Origin of the sequence: Paenibacillus sp. SAFN-117 (genome assembly GCF_051966115.1) — a bacterium.
GTDB classification, from domain to species: domain Bacteria; phylum Bacillota; class Bacilli; order Paenibacillales; family NBRC-103111; genus Paenibacillus_L; species Paenibacillus_L residui.
Window position 1 is genome coordinate 19,022 of sequence record NZ_JBQCLK010000022.1, and the last position, 17,976, is coordinate 36,997.

The 17,976-nt window shown below is 54.3% G+C and carries 16 protein-coding genes; 2 read left to right on the plus strand and 14 right to left on the minus strand.

Annotated features, from left to right (window positions below; translation table 11 throughout):
* Positions 1-244: 244 nt before the first annotated feature.
* The 13 genes from ACTHRH_RS15225 to ACTHRH_RS15285 form a co-directional block, all read right to left on the minus strand.
* Positions 245-610 (minus strand): SHOCT domain-containing protein, encoded by a 366-nt coding sequence (locus ACTHRH_RS15225; protein ID WP_440416364.1) that lies wholly within the window; start codon positions 608-610, stop codon positions 245-247.
* Positions 611-822: 212 nt separating this feature from the next.
* Positions 823-1,824 (minus strand): signal recognition particle-docking protein FtsY, encoded by a 1,002-nt coding sequence (ftsY, locus tag ACTHRH_RS15230; protein WP_440416366.1) that lies wholly within the window; start codon positions 1,822-1,824, stop codon positions 823-825.
* 33 nt (positions 1,825-1,857) lie between these two features.
* A complete protein-coding gene (gene smc, locus ACTHRH_RS15235; RefSeq protein WP_440416368.1) occupies positions 1,858-5,430 on the minus strand; it encodes a chromosome segregation protein SMC in 3,573 nt (1,190 codons plus the stop codon).
* Between the two features lie 189 nt (positions 5,431-5,619).
* Entirely contained in the window at positions 5,620-6,318 is a 699-nt protein-coding gene (gene rnc / locus ACTHRH_RS15240; protein ID WP_144933236.1) for a ribonuclease III, read from the minus strand.
* A 22-nt stretch (positions 6,319-6,340) separates the two neighbouring features.
* The gene (gene fabF, locus ACTHRH_RS15245; RefSeq protein WP_379285315.1) at positions 6,341-7,579 is read right to left on the minus strand and encodes a beta-ketoacyl-ACP synthase II; all 1,239 of its coding nucleotides are present in this window, start codon (positions 7,577-7,579) and stop codon (positions 6,341-6,343) included.
* 96 nt (positions 7,580-7,675) lie between these two features.
* Complete coding sequence (locus tag ACTHRH_RS15250) at positions 7,676-7,912, minus strand: acyl carrier protein (RefSeq protein WP_144933238.1); 237 nt, start codon at positions 7,910-7,912, stop codon at positions 7,676-7,678.
* Between the two features lie 238 nt (positions 7,913-8,150).
* Positions 8,151-8,891 carry a 3-oxoacyl-[acyl-carrier-protein] reductase gene (gene fabG / locus ACTHRH_RS15255; RefSeq protein WP_144933239.1) on the minus strand — a complete coding sequence of 247 codons (741 nt, stop codon included), beginning with the start codon at positions 8,889-8,891 and terminating at the stop codon, positions 8,151-8,153.
* A 75-nt stretch (positions 8,892-8,966) separates the two neighbouring features.
* A complete protein-coding gene (gene fabD, locus ACTHRH_RS15260; RefSeq protein WP_440416371.1) occupies positions 8,967-9,899 on the minus strand; it encodes an ACP S-malonyltransferase in 933 nt (310 codons plus the stop codon).
* Positions 9,900-10,007: 108 nt separating this feature from the next.
* Positions 10,008-10,994: a beta-ketoacyl-ACP synthase III gene (locus ACTHRH_RS15265; RefSeq protein ID WP_379285320.1), complete on the minus strand. Its 987-nt coding sequence runs from the start codon at positions 10,992-10,994 to the stop codon at positions 10,008-10,010.
* Positions 10,995-11,003: 9 nt separating this feature from the next.
* On the minus strand, positions 11,004-11,993 hold the full coding sequence (gene plsX / locus ACTHRH_RS15270; protein WP_379285322.1) for a phosphate acyltransferase PlsX: 990 nt from the start codon (positions 11,991-11,993) through the stop codon (positions 11,004-11,006).
* The gene (gene fapR / locus ACTHRH_RS15275) at positions 11,977-12,597 is read right to left on the minus strand and encodes a transcription factor FapR (protein ID WP_255452996.1); all 621 of its coding nucleotides are present in this window, start codon (positions 12,595-12,597) and stop codon (positions 11,977-11,979) included. Before fapR ends, plsX begins: the two co-directional genes overlap by 17 nt.
* 163 nt (positions 12,598-12,760) lie before the next feature.
* Complete coding sequence (gene rpmF, locus ACTHRH_RS15280) at positions 12,761-12,934, minus strand: 50S ribosomal protein L32 (protein ID WP_144933243.1); 174 nt, start codon at positions 12,932-12,934, stop codon at positions 12,761-12,763.
* A gap of 160 nt (positions 12,935-13,094) precedes the next feature.
* Positions 13,095-13,601 carry a YceD family protein gene (locus ACTHRH_RS15285; RefSeq protein ID WP_379285325.1) on the minus strand — a complete coding sequence of 169 codons (507 nt, stop codon included), beginning with the start codon at positions 13,599-13,601 and terminating at the stop codon, positions 13,095-13,097.
* 268 nt (positions 13,602-13,869) lie between these two features.
* Here ACTHRH_RS15285 and ACTHRH_RS15290 point away from each other — a divergent pair, with 268 nt between their 5' ends.
* Positions 13,870-15,135: a nucleotidyltransferase gene (locus ACTHRH_RS15290; RefSeq protein WP_379285442.1), complete on the plus strand. Its 1,266-nt coding sequence runs from the start codon at positions 13,870-13,872 to the stop codon at positions 15,133-15,135.
* On the opposite strand, the gene ACTHRH_RS15295 is transcribed toward ACTHRH_RS15290, so the two are convergent.
* Positions 15,105-16,295, minus strand: coding sequence for a SepM family pheromone-processing serine protease (locus tag ACTHRH_RS15295; protein ID WP_440416375.1), 1,191 nt, complete (start codon positions 16,293-16,295; stop codon positions 15,105-15,107). The two genes, ACTHRH_RS15290 and ACTHRH_RS15295, sit on opposite strands and share 31 nt — an antisense overlap.
* Positions 16,296-16,392: 97 nt before the next feature.
* Here ACTHRH_RS15295 and ACTHRH_RS15300 point away from each other — a divergent pair, with 97 nt between their 5' ends.
* Positions 16,393-17,643: a nucleoside recognition domain-containing protein gene (locus ACTHRH_RS15300; RefSeq protein ID WP_379285329.1), complete on the plus strand. Its 1,251-nt coding sequence runs from the start codon at positions 16,393-16,395 to the stop codon at positions 17,641-17,643.
* Positions 17,644-17,976 lie beyond the last annotated feature (333 nt).

Genomic DNA, 17,976 nt, shown 5'->3' on the forward strand with positions numbered 1-17,976 from the left:
AGCCCTGTAAAAACCACTTCGAAGCTTATTCCGGGTACTTAGCGGGGAGCCCCAGAATTAAAAAAAGCTCCTAACGGAGCATATCGAGGATGAAACGCAGATCCTAATATTCCTGGCGAAAGGATAAGCGGCTATCACTGTCCTTTGGACAGGCGCGTTCACCAATGAAATACAAGAACAGGTAAAGTATAACTTATACATTTATTTAAAAATAGGACCGTTTCAACGGTCCTTCAAATCATCTTTACCATTTATCGCGCATAACCTCATCGCGCTTCTGCTTGAACTCCTCTTCGGTGATCAGCCCTTCTCTCCGCAATCTCTCCAGCTTCCTCAGCTTTTCTTCAAAATCAACGCTTGCTTCCTCCATACTGCGGTTCAGCGGCCTGTCCGGTCTGACATCCACTTCCCATTCCGCGGCTCCCTGGCTGGAAAACAAATTATAACCGTGGTACCCGGTAATGGCTATCGCAATGACCGTCCACAGCACTCCAAATATTCCCCCCGTAGGCATAACCATCGTAAATCCGATAATCACGAAAACAATTCCGACAATCATGCCAAGTAAAGATGCGGGCCTGCTTGGACGAACCCGGCCTCTGTAGAACATCTCGCCTCCCCCTTTCCGTCTCCCATTACTTGGTTACCTTATTATACGGAACATATAGAATCCGGTTGCAAAGGCGGGCCCTTCATAATCAGGCCATTTGGCTATTCAATGTTTTCAACAACCTGAAAAACTACAGCTATACTGTAGGTGAAAGATATAGGCTAAAAAAAATCGCCGCCCCTTATTGGGAACGGCGATTTCCAAGTCCATGTTCAAGCTTGGGTTTCTTCCTCTACAGTTTCTTCCGTGATTAAGCCGGCGAATAAGGCATGCACGAACTGTTCGGAATCGAACGGCTCCAGATCGTCCATTTTTTCCCCGAGGCCGACCAGTTTAACCGGAATGTTCATTTCTTGACGAATGGCCACTACAATTCCGCCCTTCGCCGTACCGTCGAGCTTCGTCAGCACAAGGCCCGTCAGGCCGGTCTTATCCCCGAATAATTTCGCTTGGCTAAGCGCATTCTGTCCGGTCGTGGCATCCAGCACCAGCAGCACTTCGTGAGGAGCGTCAGGCACTTCCCGGCTGATGACCCGGTAAATTTTATTCAGCTCTTCCATTAAATTGACTTTGTTCTGCAAGCGGCCCGCCGTGTCGCACAGCAGAATATCGACTCCCCGCGTTTTGGCCGCCTGGACGGCATCGAACATGACTGCCGCCGGGTCCGAGCCGGCTTGCTGCTTAATCACATCGACTCCGACCCGCTGGCCCCACACCTCCAGCTGCTCAATCGCTCCTGCCCGGAACGTATCCCCGGCGGCGAGAAGCACCTTCTTGCCCTGCTGCTTAAAGCGGTGCGCCAGCTTGCCGATCGTGGTCGTCTTGCCGACACCGTTCACGCCGACAAACAGGTAGACCGTCAATCCATTGTCTGACACTCTTAGCGAGTTGTTCTCGTCCCCTTTAAGAAGCTTGACCAATTTCTCCGAGAGTATAGGCTTCAGCTCGGCGGCATCCTCGATCTTCTGCTTGCGAACCTCCGCCCGCAGATCGTCAATCAGCTCCATCACCGTATTGACGCCCACATCCGCACCGATCAGAATTTCCTCCAGCTCTTCATAAAATTCTTCGTCAATTTTCTTGCGGCGAAGAATTAAATCCTCCACTTTCTCAACGAAAGCGTTCCTCGTTTTGGCCAGGCCTTCCTTAAATTTATTGGTCACCGCTTCAGTTTTGCTAGAAATGCTTTCTTTTAGTTTCTTGAAAAAACTCATTGAATTTCCTCCAATTCGGACTTGTACTCACCTTTAGGCCGAAACGGCCTCATCTTCCTCCAGCTTAACGGAAACCAGCTTGGAAACTCCGCCCTCTTCCATCGTGACTCCATACAGAACGTCGGCTTCTTCCATCGTTCCTTTCCGGTGTGTGACGACGATAAACTGGGTTTCGTTGGAGAATTCCCGCAAATATTCCGCAAACCGGGATACGTTCGCTTCGTCCAGCGCGGCCTCCACCTCATCAAGAACACAGAACGGAACCGGTTTTACGCGCAATATAGCAAATAACAGGGCAATGGCGGTCAACGCCCTCTCTCCGCCGGACAAGAGCTGGAGATTCTGCAGCTTCTTGCCCGGGGGCTGGGCAACGATTTCAATTCCGGTCGCAAGCGGGTTTCCCGGCTCCGACAGGATGAGATCCGCCCGGCCTCCGCCGAACAGCTTGGCGAACACAACGACGAAATGCGAACGGATCGCTTCGAACGTACTGCGGAAACGGCGCGACATTTCCTCGTCCATCTCCTTGATGACCTGGTAGAGCGTAGCCTTCGCTTCCATCAGGTCCCCTTTCTGCTCGCTAAGAAACTCGAAACGTTCACTGACCCGGCTGAATTCTTCGATCGCTCCCAGATTGACCTCGCCGAGCCCCGAGATGGACCGCTTCAGCTCTTTAACCGTACTCTGAACTTCTTCAATGTTATCGGGAAGAGGATAACGTTCCTTGGCCAGCTCATAACCGATTTCATAGTCCTCGGACAACTTCTTGAGCAGATTGTCAAGCTCCACATCCAGCCGATTGGCCCGAACCTCGGTTTGATGAAGCTGTTCCTCCACCCGCTTCAGTTCGTTCCTCTGCTCTCTTGTTTTGCTTTCCTCCTGCTCCAGTTGTTGAATCCAGTCGGCCCGTTCCGCCCGTTTGAACTCGATCGTCTCCAGGCACTCCTGCTTCTGAATCTTCAGCTGATTGAGCTGCTCCACCTGCTTAACGCTTTGGTCTTCAATCTCGCTCAGATCCTTGTCCATCTGCAGGAGCAGATGCTGGTTCTGTTCCTGCTCGCTCTGCGATAACTTGAAATCTCCTTCCAGCCTCCGATACTGTTCCACCAGAGACTGCTTCTCCTGGGACAGGGAAGCCGCCTGTACCTTAAGCTCGGTTAATTGGCCCAGCAGCTCTTCCTTGGCCGATTCGCTCGCTTTACGCGCAAGCTCGGCTTTCCGGATAGCCTCTTGCAGTTCCTGCTCTCTCCGGGCAAGCTCCTCGAGCAGCTCCTCCGCTTCCCTTCTGCGAGTCTCGAATTGCTCCCGCTCCTCGGTCAAAGCCTGCTTGTCCTGTGTATAGAGGGTGTAATGCTCCTCCATTTTCTTCGCTTCGTTGGTCAATGGAGCAAGCTCGGCGGCATACTGCTGCTCTTCGATCCGCTTCTGCTCGCCCTGCTCGCGAAGAACTTCCAACTGCTCGTTCTCGGAAGCCAGCTCCGCCTTCAATTGCCCGGATTTGCTCACCAGCAGCGACAGTTGGCTTTGAGATTGGGCGATTTCCTTCTCCAGCTCCTCTATCTGGCGCTGCCGCCCGAGTAAGCTTGTCGATTTCTTATGCTGGCTGCCTCCCGTCATCGAGCCTCCCGGGTTAACGATATCGCCTTCCAGCGTCACTACCCGGTAACGGTATTGACAGCGGGCCGCGATCCGGTTAGCCTGCTCCAAAGTCTGGGCGATGATGACATGGCCGAGCAAGCTGGTTACGATCGACGTATACTTCGGGTCATAACGAATCAAATCGGCGGCAATGCCGACGAAGCCATCGGTACTCTGTACGGATTTACGGTCCGATTCCCCGATTGTTCTGCCGCGGATGACGTCCAGCGGCAGGAAGGTTGCCCTTCCCAACTGCCTTTGTTTCAGGAAAGAGATGGCCTCGCGGCCGTTAGCCTCGTTCTCCACGACAATGTGTTGAAGCGCACCGCCAAGCGCCGTCTCTACAGCAAGCTCCACTTCCGCCGGAACCTGGATCAACTCCGCAACGGCGCCATGAATCCCGCGCAAACCGCCAGGCCGCTTGGTCGCCTTCAGCACTTCCTTGACCCCATGCATAAAACCGTCATAGTCGTTCTGCATTTCTTTCATCGTATCTCTCCGGGACACGATGGAGTCAAGCTTCTGCTCCCACTTACGGACGGTCGCCTGAGTCTGCTCCAGCAGACTGGTCTTCGTCCTCAGGCTTTCGAGCTTCGTACTGTATTGCTGGCGGATATCGGCAAGCTGCTCCCCGGCCGCGGCAAGCTTCTGTTCAAGCTCCGCTTTGCGTTCGACGAGCCGCTCCCTCTCCTCCGTCCATTTCGCCTTTTCGTTCTCGAGCCGTTCCGCCCGGCGCTGTATAGTTTCCAACTGCTGCTCGGCATAGCGGATTTCGTTACGGCTCTGGGCCATACGGTTTAACGTCTCCAACAGCTCCGCCTTCAACTCTTCCTCGGTTTCGCTGCTGATGCCTCCTTCAACCCCCAGAAGCCTCTCTTCCTCCGAAGCCAACCGGTCACGGCAATCCTCGAGCTGCTGGGAGATTTCAACAATCTTATCCTTGGTTTGCTTAAGCTCTTCCTGCTTTTCGGCGAGCCGCTCCGCTTGATGCCGGATCGTCTGCTCCAACTGCGCCCGATTGCCGATCGTATTCTTCCTGCGCTCTTTTAATACTTCTCCATGGCCCTCGCACTTTTCGGAGTCTTCGCTAATTTGCAGCAGCTTAGCCTGCAGCTCCTGCAGCTCCTGATCCAGTCTCCCTGTCTCCCAACGGTGCTTCTCCAGGAAGGCGTCATGCTGGTGAACCACCCCGGCCAATTCCATCTGCTGAGCCCGCAGCTCGTCCAGCTTCTGCTGTGTCTCGGACCAGCTCTGGTGGATGTTATCTATTTGATACACATAAACGGAAATTTCGCTCTGCTTCAGCTCTTCCCTTAACCGCTTATACTGCTTAGCCTTCTCGGCCTGCTCCTGCAGAGGCCCGATCTGATCCTCCAGCTCGGAGACCAGATCATGAATGCGAAGCAGGTTCTGCTCGGTTTCGTCCAGCTTCTTTTCCGCGTCCTTCTTACGGGTCTTGTACTTGACAATCCCTGACGCTTCCTCAAATATCCCTCTTCGGTCCTCGGATTTCGTGCTTAATATTTCTTCAATCCGCCCCTGCCCGATAATCGAATAAGCTTCCTTACCGATTCCCGTATCCATGAAAAGCTCGGTAATATCTTTCAGGCGGCATGGTTGTTTATTGATGAGATACTCGCTCTCCCCGCTTCGGTGCACCCGACGGGTGACGGTCACCTCGCTGAAATCAAGCCCGAGAGCATTGTCGGAATTGTCCAAGGTTAAGGATACTTCCCCGTAATTAACCGCTTTACGGGAATCGCTTCCGGCGAAAATCACGTCCTCCATCTTGCCTCCGCGAAGAGATCGGGCGCTCTGTTCACCCAAGACCCAGCGGATTCCGTCGGATATGTTGCTCTTTCCGCTTCCGTTCGGACCCACGACGGCGGTAATTCCTTGTACAAATTCCAATTCGGTTTTGTCGGCAAACGATTTGAATCCCGCCAGTTCAATCCGCTTTAATAACATGGTCTCACCTCAAAGCTATTGTATCATAACCTGTCGCAATAAAAGAGGGGAACTTGCTTCAGCAAATACAGGTCATATTGATTTTTTATGGCCGGATTTATCCATTTCTCATGGAAAAAGAGCGAAGCAGGCGGCGGCCATGACCGTCCCTGTTCGCTCTCCTCCGATGCATGCCGGTTTGCCGGCGGTTCATCTGACCTTGACATTCAAGCTGAGCAAGGCCTGTGCGGCGGCTTGCTGTTCCGCCTCTTTCTTGGAACGACCGCACCCTTGGCCGAGCAGCTTGTCGCCCATCTTCACTTCCGCGATAAATTCCTTCTCATGCGCCGGTCCCCGTTCCTCGACTATCCGATATTCCAGGAGCCCCATATTATGCTGCTGTGTATGTTCCTGCAGTTGGGTTTTGTAGTCGAGAATTTGCGGCTTCCCTTCTCCGGACAGCTTCGGGAACACATGCTGGCGAAGAAACACTTTGACCGCTTCCAAGCCTTGATCCAGATACAGGGCTCCGACGAAAGATTCGAAGACATCCGCAAGCAAAGCAGGCCGGGTTCTTCCCCCTGTCAGCTCTTCCCCTTTGCCGAGCAGCACGTAACTGCCGAAATCGAGCTGTTCGGCAAACAGGACCAAAGATGGTTCGCAAACGATAGAAGCTCTGAGCTTGGTCAATTCTCCCTCGGTCCGATGAGGAAACGTATCATACAAGTATTCCGAAACCGTCAACTCCAGTACCGCATCCCCCAGAAATTCCAGTCGTTCATTATCCTTGCTCCCTGCGACCCGGTTCTCATTCACATAAGAGGAATGGGTAAAGGCTTGGCGCAGCAAAGACGGATTATGAAAACAGATGCCGAGGGCGGACTGGAGCTGCTTTAAATCCCGATTCATCGAAAACACCTGCTTTGTTAGGTTATTCTTCGTATTTCCTCAAAATAATCGTTGCGTTATGACCTCCGAACCCGAACGAGTTGGACATCGTTATTTTAACGTCGGCTTTGCGTGGAGTGTTGGGTACGTAATCGAGATCGCACTCCGGATCCTGATTATCCAGATTAATCGTCGGCGGAAGCATGCCGTGCTTGATGGCCAGCCCGCAAATGACCGCCTCTACTCCCCCGGCCGCGCCCAACAGGTGCCCGGTCATCGATTTGGTCGAGCTGACCGCCAGCTTGCTTGCATGCTCTCCGAACGCTTCCTTGATGGCCTTCGTCTCCGAAATGTCACCAACCGGCGTCGAAGTGCCGTGAGTATTGATATAATCAACATCTGCAGGTGTCAATCCGGCATCTTGCAGCGCCTTCTTCATACAGCGCGCCGCTCCATTCGGATCCGGATCGGTCATATGATGAGCGTCTCCGCTCATTCCGTAGCCGATCACTTCGGCATAAATTTTCGCGCCGCGCCGCAGAGCATGCTCCAGAGATTCCAGAATGAGAATTCCCGATCCTTCGCCCATGACAAAACCATCCCGGTCCTTATCGAAGGGCCGGCTTGCCTTCTCCGGCTCGTCATTGCGCGTTGACATGGCCCGCAGAGCACAGAATCCGGCCATGCCGGTCGGCGAAATGGTCGCTTCCGCGCCGCCGCAAATCATGACATCCGCGTCACCGCGCTGAATGATCTTGAACGAATCCCCAATCGAATGGCTTCCCGTGGCACAAGCCGTCACAGCCGTCGTATTGGGACCCTTCGCCCCGGTGGCCATCGATATTTGTCCGGAAGCCATATTGGCAATCATCATCGGGATAAAGAAGGGGCTTACTCTCTTGGGACCTTTCTCCAGCAAAATCTTGTGCTGCTCCTCCCAAGTGGTTAAACCGCCGATTCCCGATCCGACAATAACCCCGACCCGTTCCGGATCGGTCTGATCTCGTATATTTAAATCCGCATCCTGCAAAGCCTTCTGGCTGGCCGCCAGTGCAAATTGCACGAAACGGTCCATGCGGCGCGCATCTCTTTTATCCATATAATCTTCCGGGCTGAAATCTTTAATAGATGCCGCAATGCGCGTGGGATACTCGCTAACATCGAAGCTCTCGATCAGAGAAACACCGGACTTACCTGCCATCAAATGATCCCAAAATGTTTCGAGCTCATGACCGAGTGAAGTCATAATCCCCAAACCTGTTACAACCACCCGCTGTGCCATGGTTTCACCTCTATACTTAACATTTATGGCTGATTTCCTGTGAAGCGGCAAGGCAGGATAAGTCCCGTTGTACTAGACCAAACGGGACTTACCGGCTTATTGCTTATTAGATTCTATGTAGGCGATAACTTCTCCCACGGTTGTAATCTTCTCCGCATCCTCGTCGGAAATCTCCATATCGAACTCGTCTTCCAGCTCCATAACCAATTCCACTACATCTAAGGAATCAGCGCCTAAATCGTCTTTAAAAGATGCTTCAGGGGTAACTTCGGATTCCTCCACCCCAAGGCGATCAACGACAATTCGCTTTACACGATCCAAAACATCGGACATCCCGGCTCACCTCCTCTTTGGTATTATACGAAAATTAGCACCAAATTACCATAGAATCGTAAACAAGCTTTTACTAGAAATGAGACTTTCGGCAGAGCGGTTCTTTTAACGGCCGCAGCCGTCTCCCAGACTTTTCATTTCCTAGCAACAGAAGGAAGCAATCCGGCGGTAACCGCTAAAGCGTGACTTGACTTCCGACTGATGGGAGAAAGTTGCAGGCACACCGGTCCCGGCAGAGCTACATGTACATTCCGCCGTCGATATGAAGCGTCTGTCCGGTCATGTAGGCTGCATCATCGGAGGCCAGAAAACGGACCGCCTTGGCAATTTCCTCGGGCTGTCCCAGCCTCGCAAGCGGAATCTGCCTCAGCAGTTGGTCCCGGGTCTCTCCCTGCAGCTGGTCGGTCATATCCGTCACAATAAATCCGGGAGCTATTGCGTTAACTGTAATACCGCGGGAGGCCAGCTCCTTCGCCGCCGTCTTGGTCATGCCGATGACACCGGCCTTGGCCGCGGCGTAGTTAACCTGTCCCGGGTTGCCCAATGAACCGACAACGGAAGAGATGTTGATGATCCGTCCGGACCGCTGCTTCATCATCGGTCTGGTCACCGCCTTCAGGCAGTTGAACACTCCCTTGAGATTGGTGGCGATGACTTCGTCGAACTCGTCTTCTTTCATACGCATAATTAGATTATCCCTAGTTATTCCGGCATTATTCACCAGAATATCCAGGCGGCCGAATTCCTCCACTACCTGCTTGACCATTTCTTCGACCTGGGCGGAATCCTTCACGTCGGCTTTGATTTTCATCGAGCGCCGGCCGAGAGCGGTAATCTCCTTAACCACCTCTTCGGCAGCGCCCTCGCTGCCCGCATAATTAACGACCACATCCGCCCCGGATTCAGCCAGATGAAGAGCAATGGCCCGGCCGATCCCTCTGGAAGCTCCGGTGACGAGGGCGATTTTTCCTGTCAGCATCAAGTTCCCTCCTGTTTCACAGATTGTAATCCGATTAGTTACCTATTGAGGTGTTGCAGCAAAGACGGGTGTTAACTACAGCTCGGCCAGAGCCTGGTCAACCGCCTCTTTGCTGTTGACGGACAGAACCCGGACTGACCGGTCGATTTTCTTGATCAAGCCGGCCAGCACGGTTCCCGATCCCAATTCGACGAACGTATCCACCCCTTCGTCGATAAGCCGGCGAATGCTATCCTCCCAGAGAACAGGAGCGCATACCTGCTCGACGAGCAAGCGGCGGATCTCCTCCGGATCGGTTACAGGCTGGGCGCTTACGTTGGCGATGACGGGAATCCCCGCCGGATTCATCGGAACATTCCGCAGCGTATCCGCAAGGCGCTCGGCCGCCGGTTTCATCAGCGAGGAATGGAACGGACCGCTGACCTCCAACGGCAGAACGCGCTTGGCCCCCGCTTCCTTCCCGTGCTCGATGACCGCCTGAACGCCTTCCTTGCTCCCCGATACAACGATCTGGCCGGGGCAGTTCACATTCGCGGGCTCCACTATCCCCGCTTCGCGGGAAAGTCGGGCGCACAAGCTCTCCAACGCTGCGCGGTCGGCACCCAGTACAGCGGCCATAGCCCCTTGGCCTCCCGGCACCGCGGATTCCATATATTCTCCGCGCAGCCGGACGATCCGGACCGCATCTGCGAAGGACAGCACCCCCGCCACGACCAGAGCGCTGTATTCTCCAAGACTGTGTCCCGCCACATAATCCGGGGCGGGAGCAGCCTGGCGTAACGCTTCATAATAAGCAATGCTTGTCGTAAGCAGCGCGGGTTGGGTATGATAAGTTTTCTTAAGCTCCGCTTCGGGCCCCTCGAAGATCAGCTTCTTCTGATCAAATCCGAGCACCTCGTCCGCTTCATCAAATATTTTCCTGGAGTCCGGGTTCGATTCATATACATCCTGCCCCATCCCCACGGATTGGGCTCCTTGCCCCGGAAAGACAAAAGCTAATTTCCCCATCGTCCGTCCCCTTTCCACAGTTCATAACGTTCTCATGCAAAAGCGGTCGCCCGCCGTTTCCCGGACGGTCCCTTATGCAGCCAACTTCCTGATTCTCGGCGCCTTGAATTACCAGATAAGCACCGAGGCCCCCCAGGTCAATCCGCCGCCGAAACCGACGAGAACGATGCAATCGCCTTCCTTGACCCGTCCTTCCTCCACCGCTTCAGCGAGGGCGATCGGTATCGATGCGGCCGATACATTCCCATACTTCTGTAAATTGATCATGCATTTATCCTCGGGCAGCTCCAAGCGATTCAGGGCCGCCTGAATGATTCGAATGTTCGCTTGATGCGGAACCAGCAGATCAATTTCCGATTTGCTGATTCCGGCCTTGTTCAATGCTTCTTCAGCGGCTGAGCCCATGATTTTGACCGCAAATTTGAATACTTCCTTACCCGCCATATAGATATAGTGCTGCTTCTGCTCCAGGCTGGCTGGGCTGGCTGGGCAGCGCGAGCCGCCTCCGGCAATTTTCAGCAGCTCTCCGCCCGAACCGTCGGCTCCAAGCTCGAACGAACGGAAGCCTCTTCCTTCAGCGACCGGACCTAGCACAGCCGCTCCCGCGCCGTCTCCGAACAGGATGCAGGTATTGCGGTCGGTATAATCCGTAATTTTGGACAAGCATTCTGCTCCGACAACGAGAGCATATTTATAAGTGCCCATGGCAATAAAATTGGAGGCGTTGGCAAGCCCGTAGATAAATCCCGAGCAGGCGGCGGACAAATCGAAAGCGGCGGCCTTCTTGGCGCCAAGGCGATCCTGGAGTATACAGGCCGTCGAAGGGAACGCCATATCCGGCGTGATCGAGGCTACAAGGATCAGGTCTAATTGTTCCGCCGTTATCCCTGCTTGCTCCAGAGCCACTTGGGCCGCTTGGAAGGCCAGATCCGACGAAGCTTCATGCTCCGACGCCAGCCTTCTTTCCTTAATTCCGGTGCGGGTGGAAATCCACTCGTCATTCGTATCGACCATCTTCTCCAAATCTTGATTGGTAAGTACTCGCTCCGGAACGTATTTGCCCGTCCCGATAATGCCAACCGGTGTCAACTTCATCTAATACACTCACTTCCCGCTGCTAATTTCGGAGGAGATGGAAGCGACCAGATCGTTCTGCAGGGCCATTCTCGCCTGGCGGACTGCGTTCTTGATCGCGTTGGCGTCGGAAGAGCCGTGGCTTTTCAGCACCAGCCCGTCAATTCCGAGCAATGGCGCGCCTCCATGCTCCGTATAATCGAGTTTCTTCTTAAATTGGGTCAAGCCCGGCTTCAATACCGCCGCAGCCAGCTTGGTTGTGAAGCTGCGGGTGAATTCTTCCTTGATCGCGGAAAAAATCGCCCCTGCGGCTCCCTCCAGGCTTTTCAATAATATGTTACCTACGAAGCCGTCACATACCAGCACGTCGCAATTTCCATTCAGAACATCGCGAGCTTCCACATTGCCGACAAAATGAATGGGCGCCTCGGCCAGCAAAGGATAGGCGGCCTTGGTCAATTCGTTGCCCTTCATTTCTTCCGTTCCGACATTCAACAGACCTACCCGCGGCTTAGCCAGTCCATGCACCTTGCTCCGGTATACACTGCCCATGATGGCGTATTGGAGCAAGTTGGTCGCGGAGGAATCCATATTGGCGCCCAGGTCGAGCGCCAGCACCCCTGTCCCATCCATGGTCGGGATCATCGGAGCAAGCGCCGGCCGCTCAATCCCGCGGATCCGGCCGACAACGAGCAAGCCGGTCGCCATCAACGCTCCCGTATTGCCTGCCGAGATCATGGCATCGGCCTGCTTCTGCTTGACCAGGGTGCCGGCGACGACCATGGAGGCGTCTTTCTTCCTGCGGACGGCCTTGACGGGCTCATCATCCGCCAGGATGACGTCTTCCGCATGGTGAACGGACAGGTTGGCGGGCTTGTCCTTCAACAGGGGCTCCAGCTTCTCCGAATGTCCGACGAGAACGAGCTCCACGTCGTTCCATTCTCTGGCAGCCGTTAAGGCCCCTTCCACTGTGGCCCGAGGAGCGTGATCCCCGCCCATGGCATCAATCGCGATCCGCATTCAGATAGCCTCCTTCGCCGCGCTCTTTCTTCGAATGATAAATTAAGAAGTTTCCTTGAAACACAAGTTCGTCATTGACATAGGTAAACACTTCTACTTTCGCCTTCCCCCTCGTCACGGTTCGGACATAGCATTTGGCTACGCATTTCTCCCCGAGCATCACCGAACGGATAAACCGGATATCCGCGGAGGCCGTCAAAGCGATAGCGTCGTTAATCACCGCTACAGCCAAAGAATTCGCCTGCGCGAATATATGATGGCCGCGGGCGATTTTGGTCCGGGAGAAGACATGCTCTTCCCTGATTTCAAAAATCGATATTCCGCTTTTATCCAACTGCAAATCGATAATTTCTCCGATCACTTCGTGAAGCGGCAACGAGCGGACCTGATCATACGATTGTTCGGCCATCAGTTTGATGCGCTCCCTTAATTCAGGGATCCCCAGCTCCAGCCGGTCCAGCCGGATCGTCTGGATGCTGACCCCAAACCGCTTGGTCAGTTCTTCGTCCGTAACGAAGGGATTATCTTCAATCGCCTTCATCAGCTGCTGCTGGCGAAGCCGTTTAGGTATGCGTTCTATGGTGCCGCACCGCCTTCTTCTCAATGATTATCCGGAGTTACCCGGCCGGTTTCTATCCGGTTATTACTTCATTTTATTACCTGGTGCTAATCTGTAGTATATATAATTCTGGGCCAAATGAAAAGAGAAGCGCGAAAACAAAAAAAATAGCACCCCACCCGAAAAGATGAAGCACTACTTCAAACGATTATTGTTTGATAATTTCTCTGCCTTTGTATGTTCCGCAAACTTTGCATACGCGATGAGCCACCTTAAGCTCTCCGCAGTTTTCGCATTTGACCATGCCAGGAACAACTAATTTAAAGTGAGTCCGGCGCTTGTCACGACGGGTTTTGGATGTTCTCCGCTGAGGTACTGCCATGGATTTCCACCTCCTTTAACGTGGGATAAACCATCGCCGCCTTGGCGCGGCAATTCAAGTTTATCTGGCTATATTAGATTCGCCCGTTAGGAATCACGGCACAATCTAACGAATCTGCTCATTGTTGCTTGAAATAACCCCGGAACTTATAAGTTCTTTACTATTTGAAAAAATCGGCCAGACCGGCAAGCCGGGGATCGATTCTCTCCACCTTGCATTGACAAGGCTCGGTATTCCGGTTACTCCCGCATACGGGACACAGCCCCCGGCATTCTTCTCCGCACAGCGGGGCATATGGAAGGGCAAGCACAACGGCCTCTTCCAAGTAAGGGATTAAATCTACTTTATCTTCGGTCACTACGTGGGCATCCTCCAGCTCGCTCTCCGGCAGTAATTCGGCCGATCCCGCGAACAATTCCCGGAAAGGTATGACCAGCGTTTCCCGAACCGGATCGAGACACCGGGAACAAGCCATCTCCAGGTCCAGAGCGAGTTCTCCGGAGACAACGACCATGCCGGATTCCCCTCTAGCTTCGAGGTCCGTCTTGAGCATTCCAAAGCTGCGCAAGTCTTCGCGATCCTGCAGCAGGCCGGACAGATCCAAGGACTCTTTGATCTGCACAGACTTCTCTTTGGCGATCAAGTCCTTCAGATGAAGCAGCATCATTATTCACCCCAAACAAACAAAGTTAATTATAGCGATAGTGCCGATCTTTTGTCAACATTTTCTGTCCATGCTATATTAAAATACAGTAATCGCGGTTCCCGGCCCGGCCGAAATGACGCTGGCGCGGCGAAATCGTTTATAGTGTTTGCCGCAGGACTCCGGGATGGCCTCGAACGGATGATCCGGACCGGGCCGCAGCCTGCCTGACGCTTAACCCGATCATAGCAGGTCCTGCCGTGATGAGCAACTGCAGAAAGGAGGAAGCTTCCTGAAAACTGTCGGTCTTATTGTTGAGTATAACCCGTTGCACAACGGACATGTATATCATTTCGAGCAGTCCAAAGCCGTTACCGGGGCCGATGCGGCGATAGCCGTCATGAGCGGTCATTGGCTGCAGCGCGGCGAGCCGGCCCTGGTGAACAAATGGGCGCGGGCGGAGATGGCTTTGCGGATGGGCGCCGATGTCGTCCTGGAGCTGCCCGTCGCCTATTCTTCCCAGGCCGCGGAATGGTTCGCTTACGGCGCCGTGCGCGTGTTGAACGATTGCGGCGTAGTGGATTCCCTATGCTTCGGCAGCGAAAGCGGCAGCATCGATTGGCTGTCCGGTCTGGCGGAACGTCTATACATAGAGCAGGATGACTTCCAACAGCGGCTCGCCCGGCGGCTGGAGGAAGGAATGAATTATCCTGCCGCCTACAGCGCCGCCATCCGGGACTGGGTCGGTGAAGAGGGCGGACGTCTGAACGAGCCCAATAACACGCTCGGGCTTCATTATTTGATCGCCTTACGAAGGCTGAACAGCCCGATCATCCCCGCCACCATTGCACGGCACAAAGCCGGCTATCATGACCGGAACGCTTCCGACGCACACATCGCCAGCGCAACGGCCATTCGCCAATGGCTGGGCAGCGGCCGGCAGAAGGCCGGACTGGAGAAAATCCGCTCCTATGTTCCTTCCTATACGCTGGAGATTCTGCTGCGGGAGCTGGAAGCCGGACGGGCGCCGATTAGCTGGGGCCGCTACATGCAGCCGCTGCTGAACCAGATCGTCACCCGCTCCGCGGACGAGCTCCGGCTGATCCATGAAGTCAGCGAAGGACTTGAGCACCGCATCAAGCGCTGCCTGGCCGGTTGGCGGCCGGACAAGTCCGAAGCTTCCACGGTCGGGGAAGCCGCCTTCGAGGCCCTCATCGAGCAGATGAAGACGAAACGGTATACGCGAACGAAGCTTCAGAGAATGCTTGTACGGATTCTGTTGAATCACCGAAAAGCGCAGCTTACCCGGGAATCGCTGGCCGGCGGGCCGGGATATATTCGGGTGCTCGGCTTTTCCGCCAAGGGCCGTTTGCTGCTCCAGAGAATGAAGAAGAAGGCGGCCTGTCCCGTCCTCGTCAAAATCCCGGGAGAACGCCCGCCTTTTCTGGAAATGGACATTCAGGCCGCAGGCGCCTACTCTCTCGGATATTCGCAGCCGTCTTCCGCCGAGCTGCTGCGGGACTACTATCAGGCTCCTTTGCGCATAGGCTCCGAATAAGCGGTTTTCCCCGATGCTTCCGCTTTGGGAGGCAATGATTTCAAATACTCCAGAGCATCATCCATCGTTTTCACAGGCACGATCTTCATGCCGGTTTTGAGCTTCTCCGCCTGCTCCTGGGCGATCGTCGCATTCAGAATCGGCTTGAAGGCTTCTCCGGGGCCGGGCAGCAGGTCCTCCGGAGCAAAGAAAATATCCGCTCCTTGCCGATGGGCCGCCACAACCTTGAACTGAATCCCCCCGATCACTCCTACGTTCCCGTCGGAATCGATTTCCCCCGTCCCGGCAATCTGATAGCCTTTCGTAATATCTTCTTCCACAAACTGATTATAGATTTCCAGCGAGAACATCAGTCCGGCCGAAGGGCCTCCGATGTTTCCGGCCTTCACTGTAACCTGCTTCGCCTCGTCCTCGGGCTTAACCTCCTGCAGGGTACCGATCGTGACGCCAAGGCCGCTTCTCGGCTTTCCGTCCTGCGTTCCTTCATCTGCCGGAAGCTCGGCCAGCTTCAGCGTCTCCGTCCTCGTCTCCGTTCCCCGCCGGAAGGTGATACGAACTTCTTCTCCAGGGGCTTTGCTTTGCAAATAAGCGGTCAATTCGGAAGCGGCTGCAGCCTTATGCCCGTCCACGTCCTCAATGAGGTCGCCCGCCTGCAGTATTTTGTAAGCCGGCATATTCTGAAGAACCTGCAGCACGATGACTCCCGTATTTTCTATCCGGTAGGGAACCCCCGCTTTCTTGTACGCAGCCTGGATAGCATTGCTTTGGGAAGTCGTCATATTATATTCCTGGCGCTTATTATATTCCCGGTCGGTCTCTCCCTTGCGGTGAACCTCTTCCTTGGGACGAAGCTCATGAATATCGCTCCATTTGGCATAGAGGTATCCGATCAGATTGGAATCGCTGACCCCGACGGTCGTCAGCATGAAGGAGCCGCTCTCCGGCTGGCCTCCCTGCTTGATTTCGATCATCGGTCTGACGTTTTCCGCCGATCCCGGTTTATAAATGTAGTATGGCAGCGGAATGAAATAAAGCAGGCAAAAAACAATAACCCCGACCAAAACCGGGGCCAAATACCAGCGGACCGCGGAATTCCCGCGCCGCCTCAGCTTGTCATTCCGGTTCCATCCGGATGCTCCCCCTTGAGTATGATCCGCCAACTCGATCCTCTCCTTTCCATATACGAGGCAGGCTTGTTCTATTTCCCCGCCGCTTGGCGTAAACATGTAGCAGAAACGCGGGACGGAGGTGATTTTAATGCGAAAATGGATTCCGTCGGACAGCCGGTCGTTCACTATTCTACTCGGAGCGTTAGCTATTATTCTTGTAATGTTCATTGTGATCTATCCGGATCAAATATTTAAATCTTCCTTGCACGGATTGACCATATGGTGGACCTTTGTATTTCCCGGCCTGCTCCCATTTCTTATCCTGTCCGAGATCATGATTGGCCTCGGTCTCGTCCATGCCTTGGGAACGCTGCTGGAGCCGGTGATGAAGCTTGTCTTCCGGCTGCCCGGAGCAAGCGGCTGGGCTCTGGCCATGGGGCTGACTGCCGGGTTTCCGGCGGGAGCCGATGTCACCGGCCAGCTCAGACGGGAAGGTGTGCTCAATGCCTCAGAAGCCCAGCGGCTGTTAGCCGTGAGCCATTTATGCAGCCCCGTCATCATGATTGCCGTCGTGGGGGTAGGTTTTCTGCAAAGCCCGGAGGCCGGCTTCATGATCGCCGTCGTTCACTATCTGTCGGCATTGGCGATGGGCATTACGCTGCGCTGGACAGATTCATCCGGGAGAACTTCCGTCCCTTCCGGCTCAAGCACCGAAACCGCCGGCCGTAATCACGGGTGGCTCCGCCGTACGGCCGGGTCCTTGCGCTCCGCCCATCGGAAGGACGGGCGGACATTCGGCAAGCTCCTGGGAGATTCCGTCACCTCCGCCGCACAGAAGCTGCTCGGGATCGGCGGTTACATCATCCTGTTTTCCGTGCTTCATCGCATCCTTGTCCTGGCATTGGGCCCAATAGTCTCAGCAGAGCCGGTGAATACCCTGCTGTCGGCCTTCCTCGAGCCCCACCTGGGGATGTACGGAATGAGCCGGCTATCGTTTCCGCTGCTGATGACCGTAGCCGTAATTGGTGCGATTCTTGGCTGGAGCGGGTTGTCCCTGCATGCACAGGCCCGCAGCCTGGCCGGCAACAACGGCATTCGCTATTCGCGATTTATCCTTGCCCGGCTTCTGCATGGAGCTTATGCCTTTATTCTGACCGTACTTCTCTGGAAGCCGCTGACCGCCACTTTCGGGGTCGTCGGGACCTTCGCTATGACGGATACATTGGTCAGCCCGCCGAACGCTGCCGGTTCGCTTCTGTCCGACGCGGGCGCCTTCTGGACCCAGGGGCTGAAAATATGGCCGCTGCTTGCCAAGCTGTATGTTTTTGTTGCGGGTATCTTTGTGCTCCTCATATGTATATCACTGATTAATCGCGCTTATCGTAAGAAAACCGGCTAGCCAAAAGCCATTCAAAGGATGGTCCTTCTGTCCTTTTCGAAGCATTAGTGCGGCAACATCCGGCCGCGTCGATGAATGACCAGTTTACCAATACAACAACCATCTACCGAAAAGACGGGCAAAAGTGCATGTCTTTCCGCGAAACGGTAACAAATACCCGGAAAGACGAGCGAAACTGCAGTACAATAAACGGAAATAGCCGAAGATATGCAAAATAGTTAAATTTACCTGCACATTTGCATGTCTTTGGCTGATTTAATGGAAATCCTCGCAAAGACCTGCACTAATGCCGGTTCTTGCCTGCCGATAACGATCTGTCGGCTTTCCTCGGCA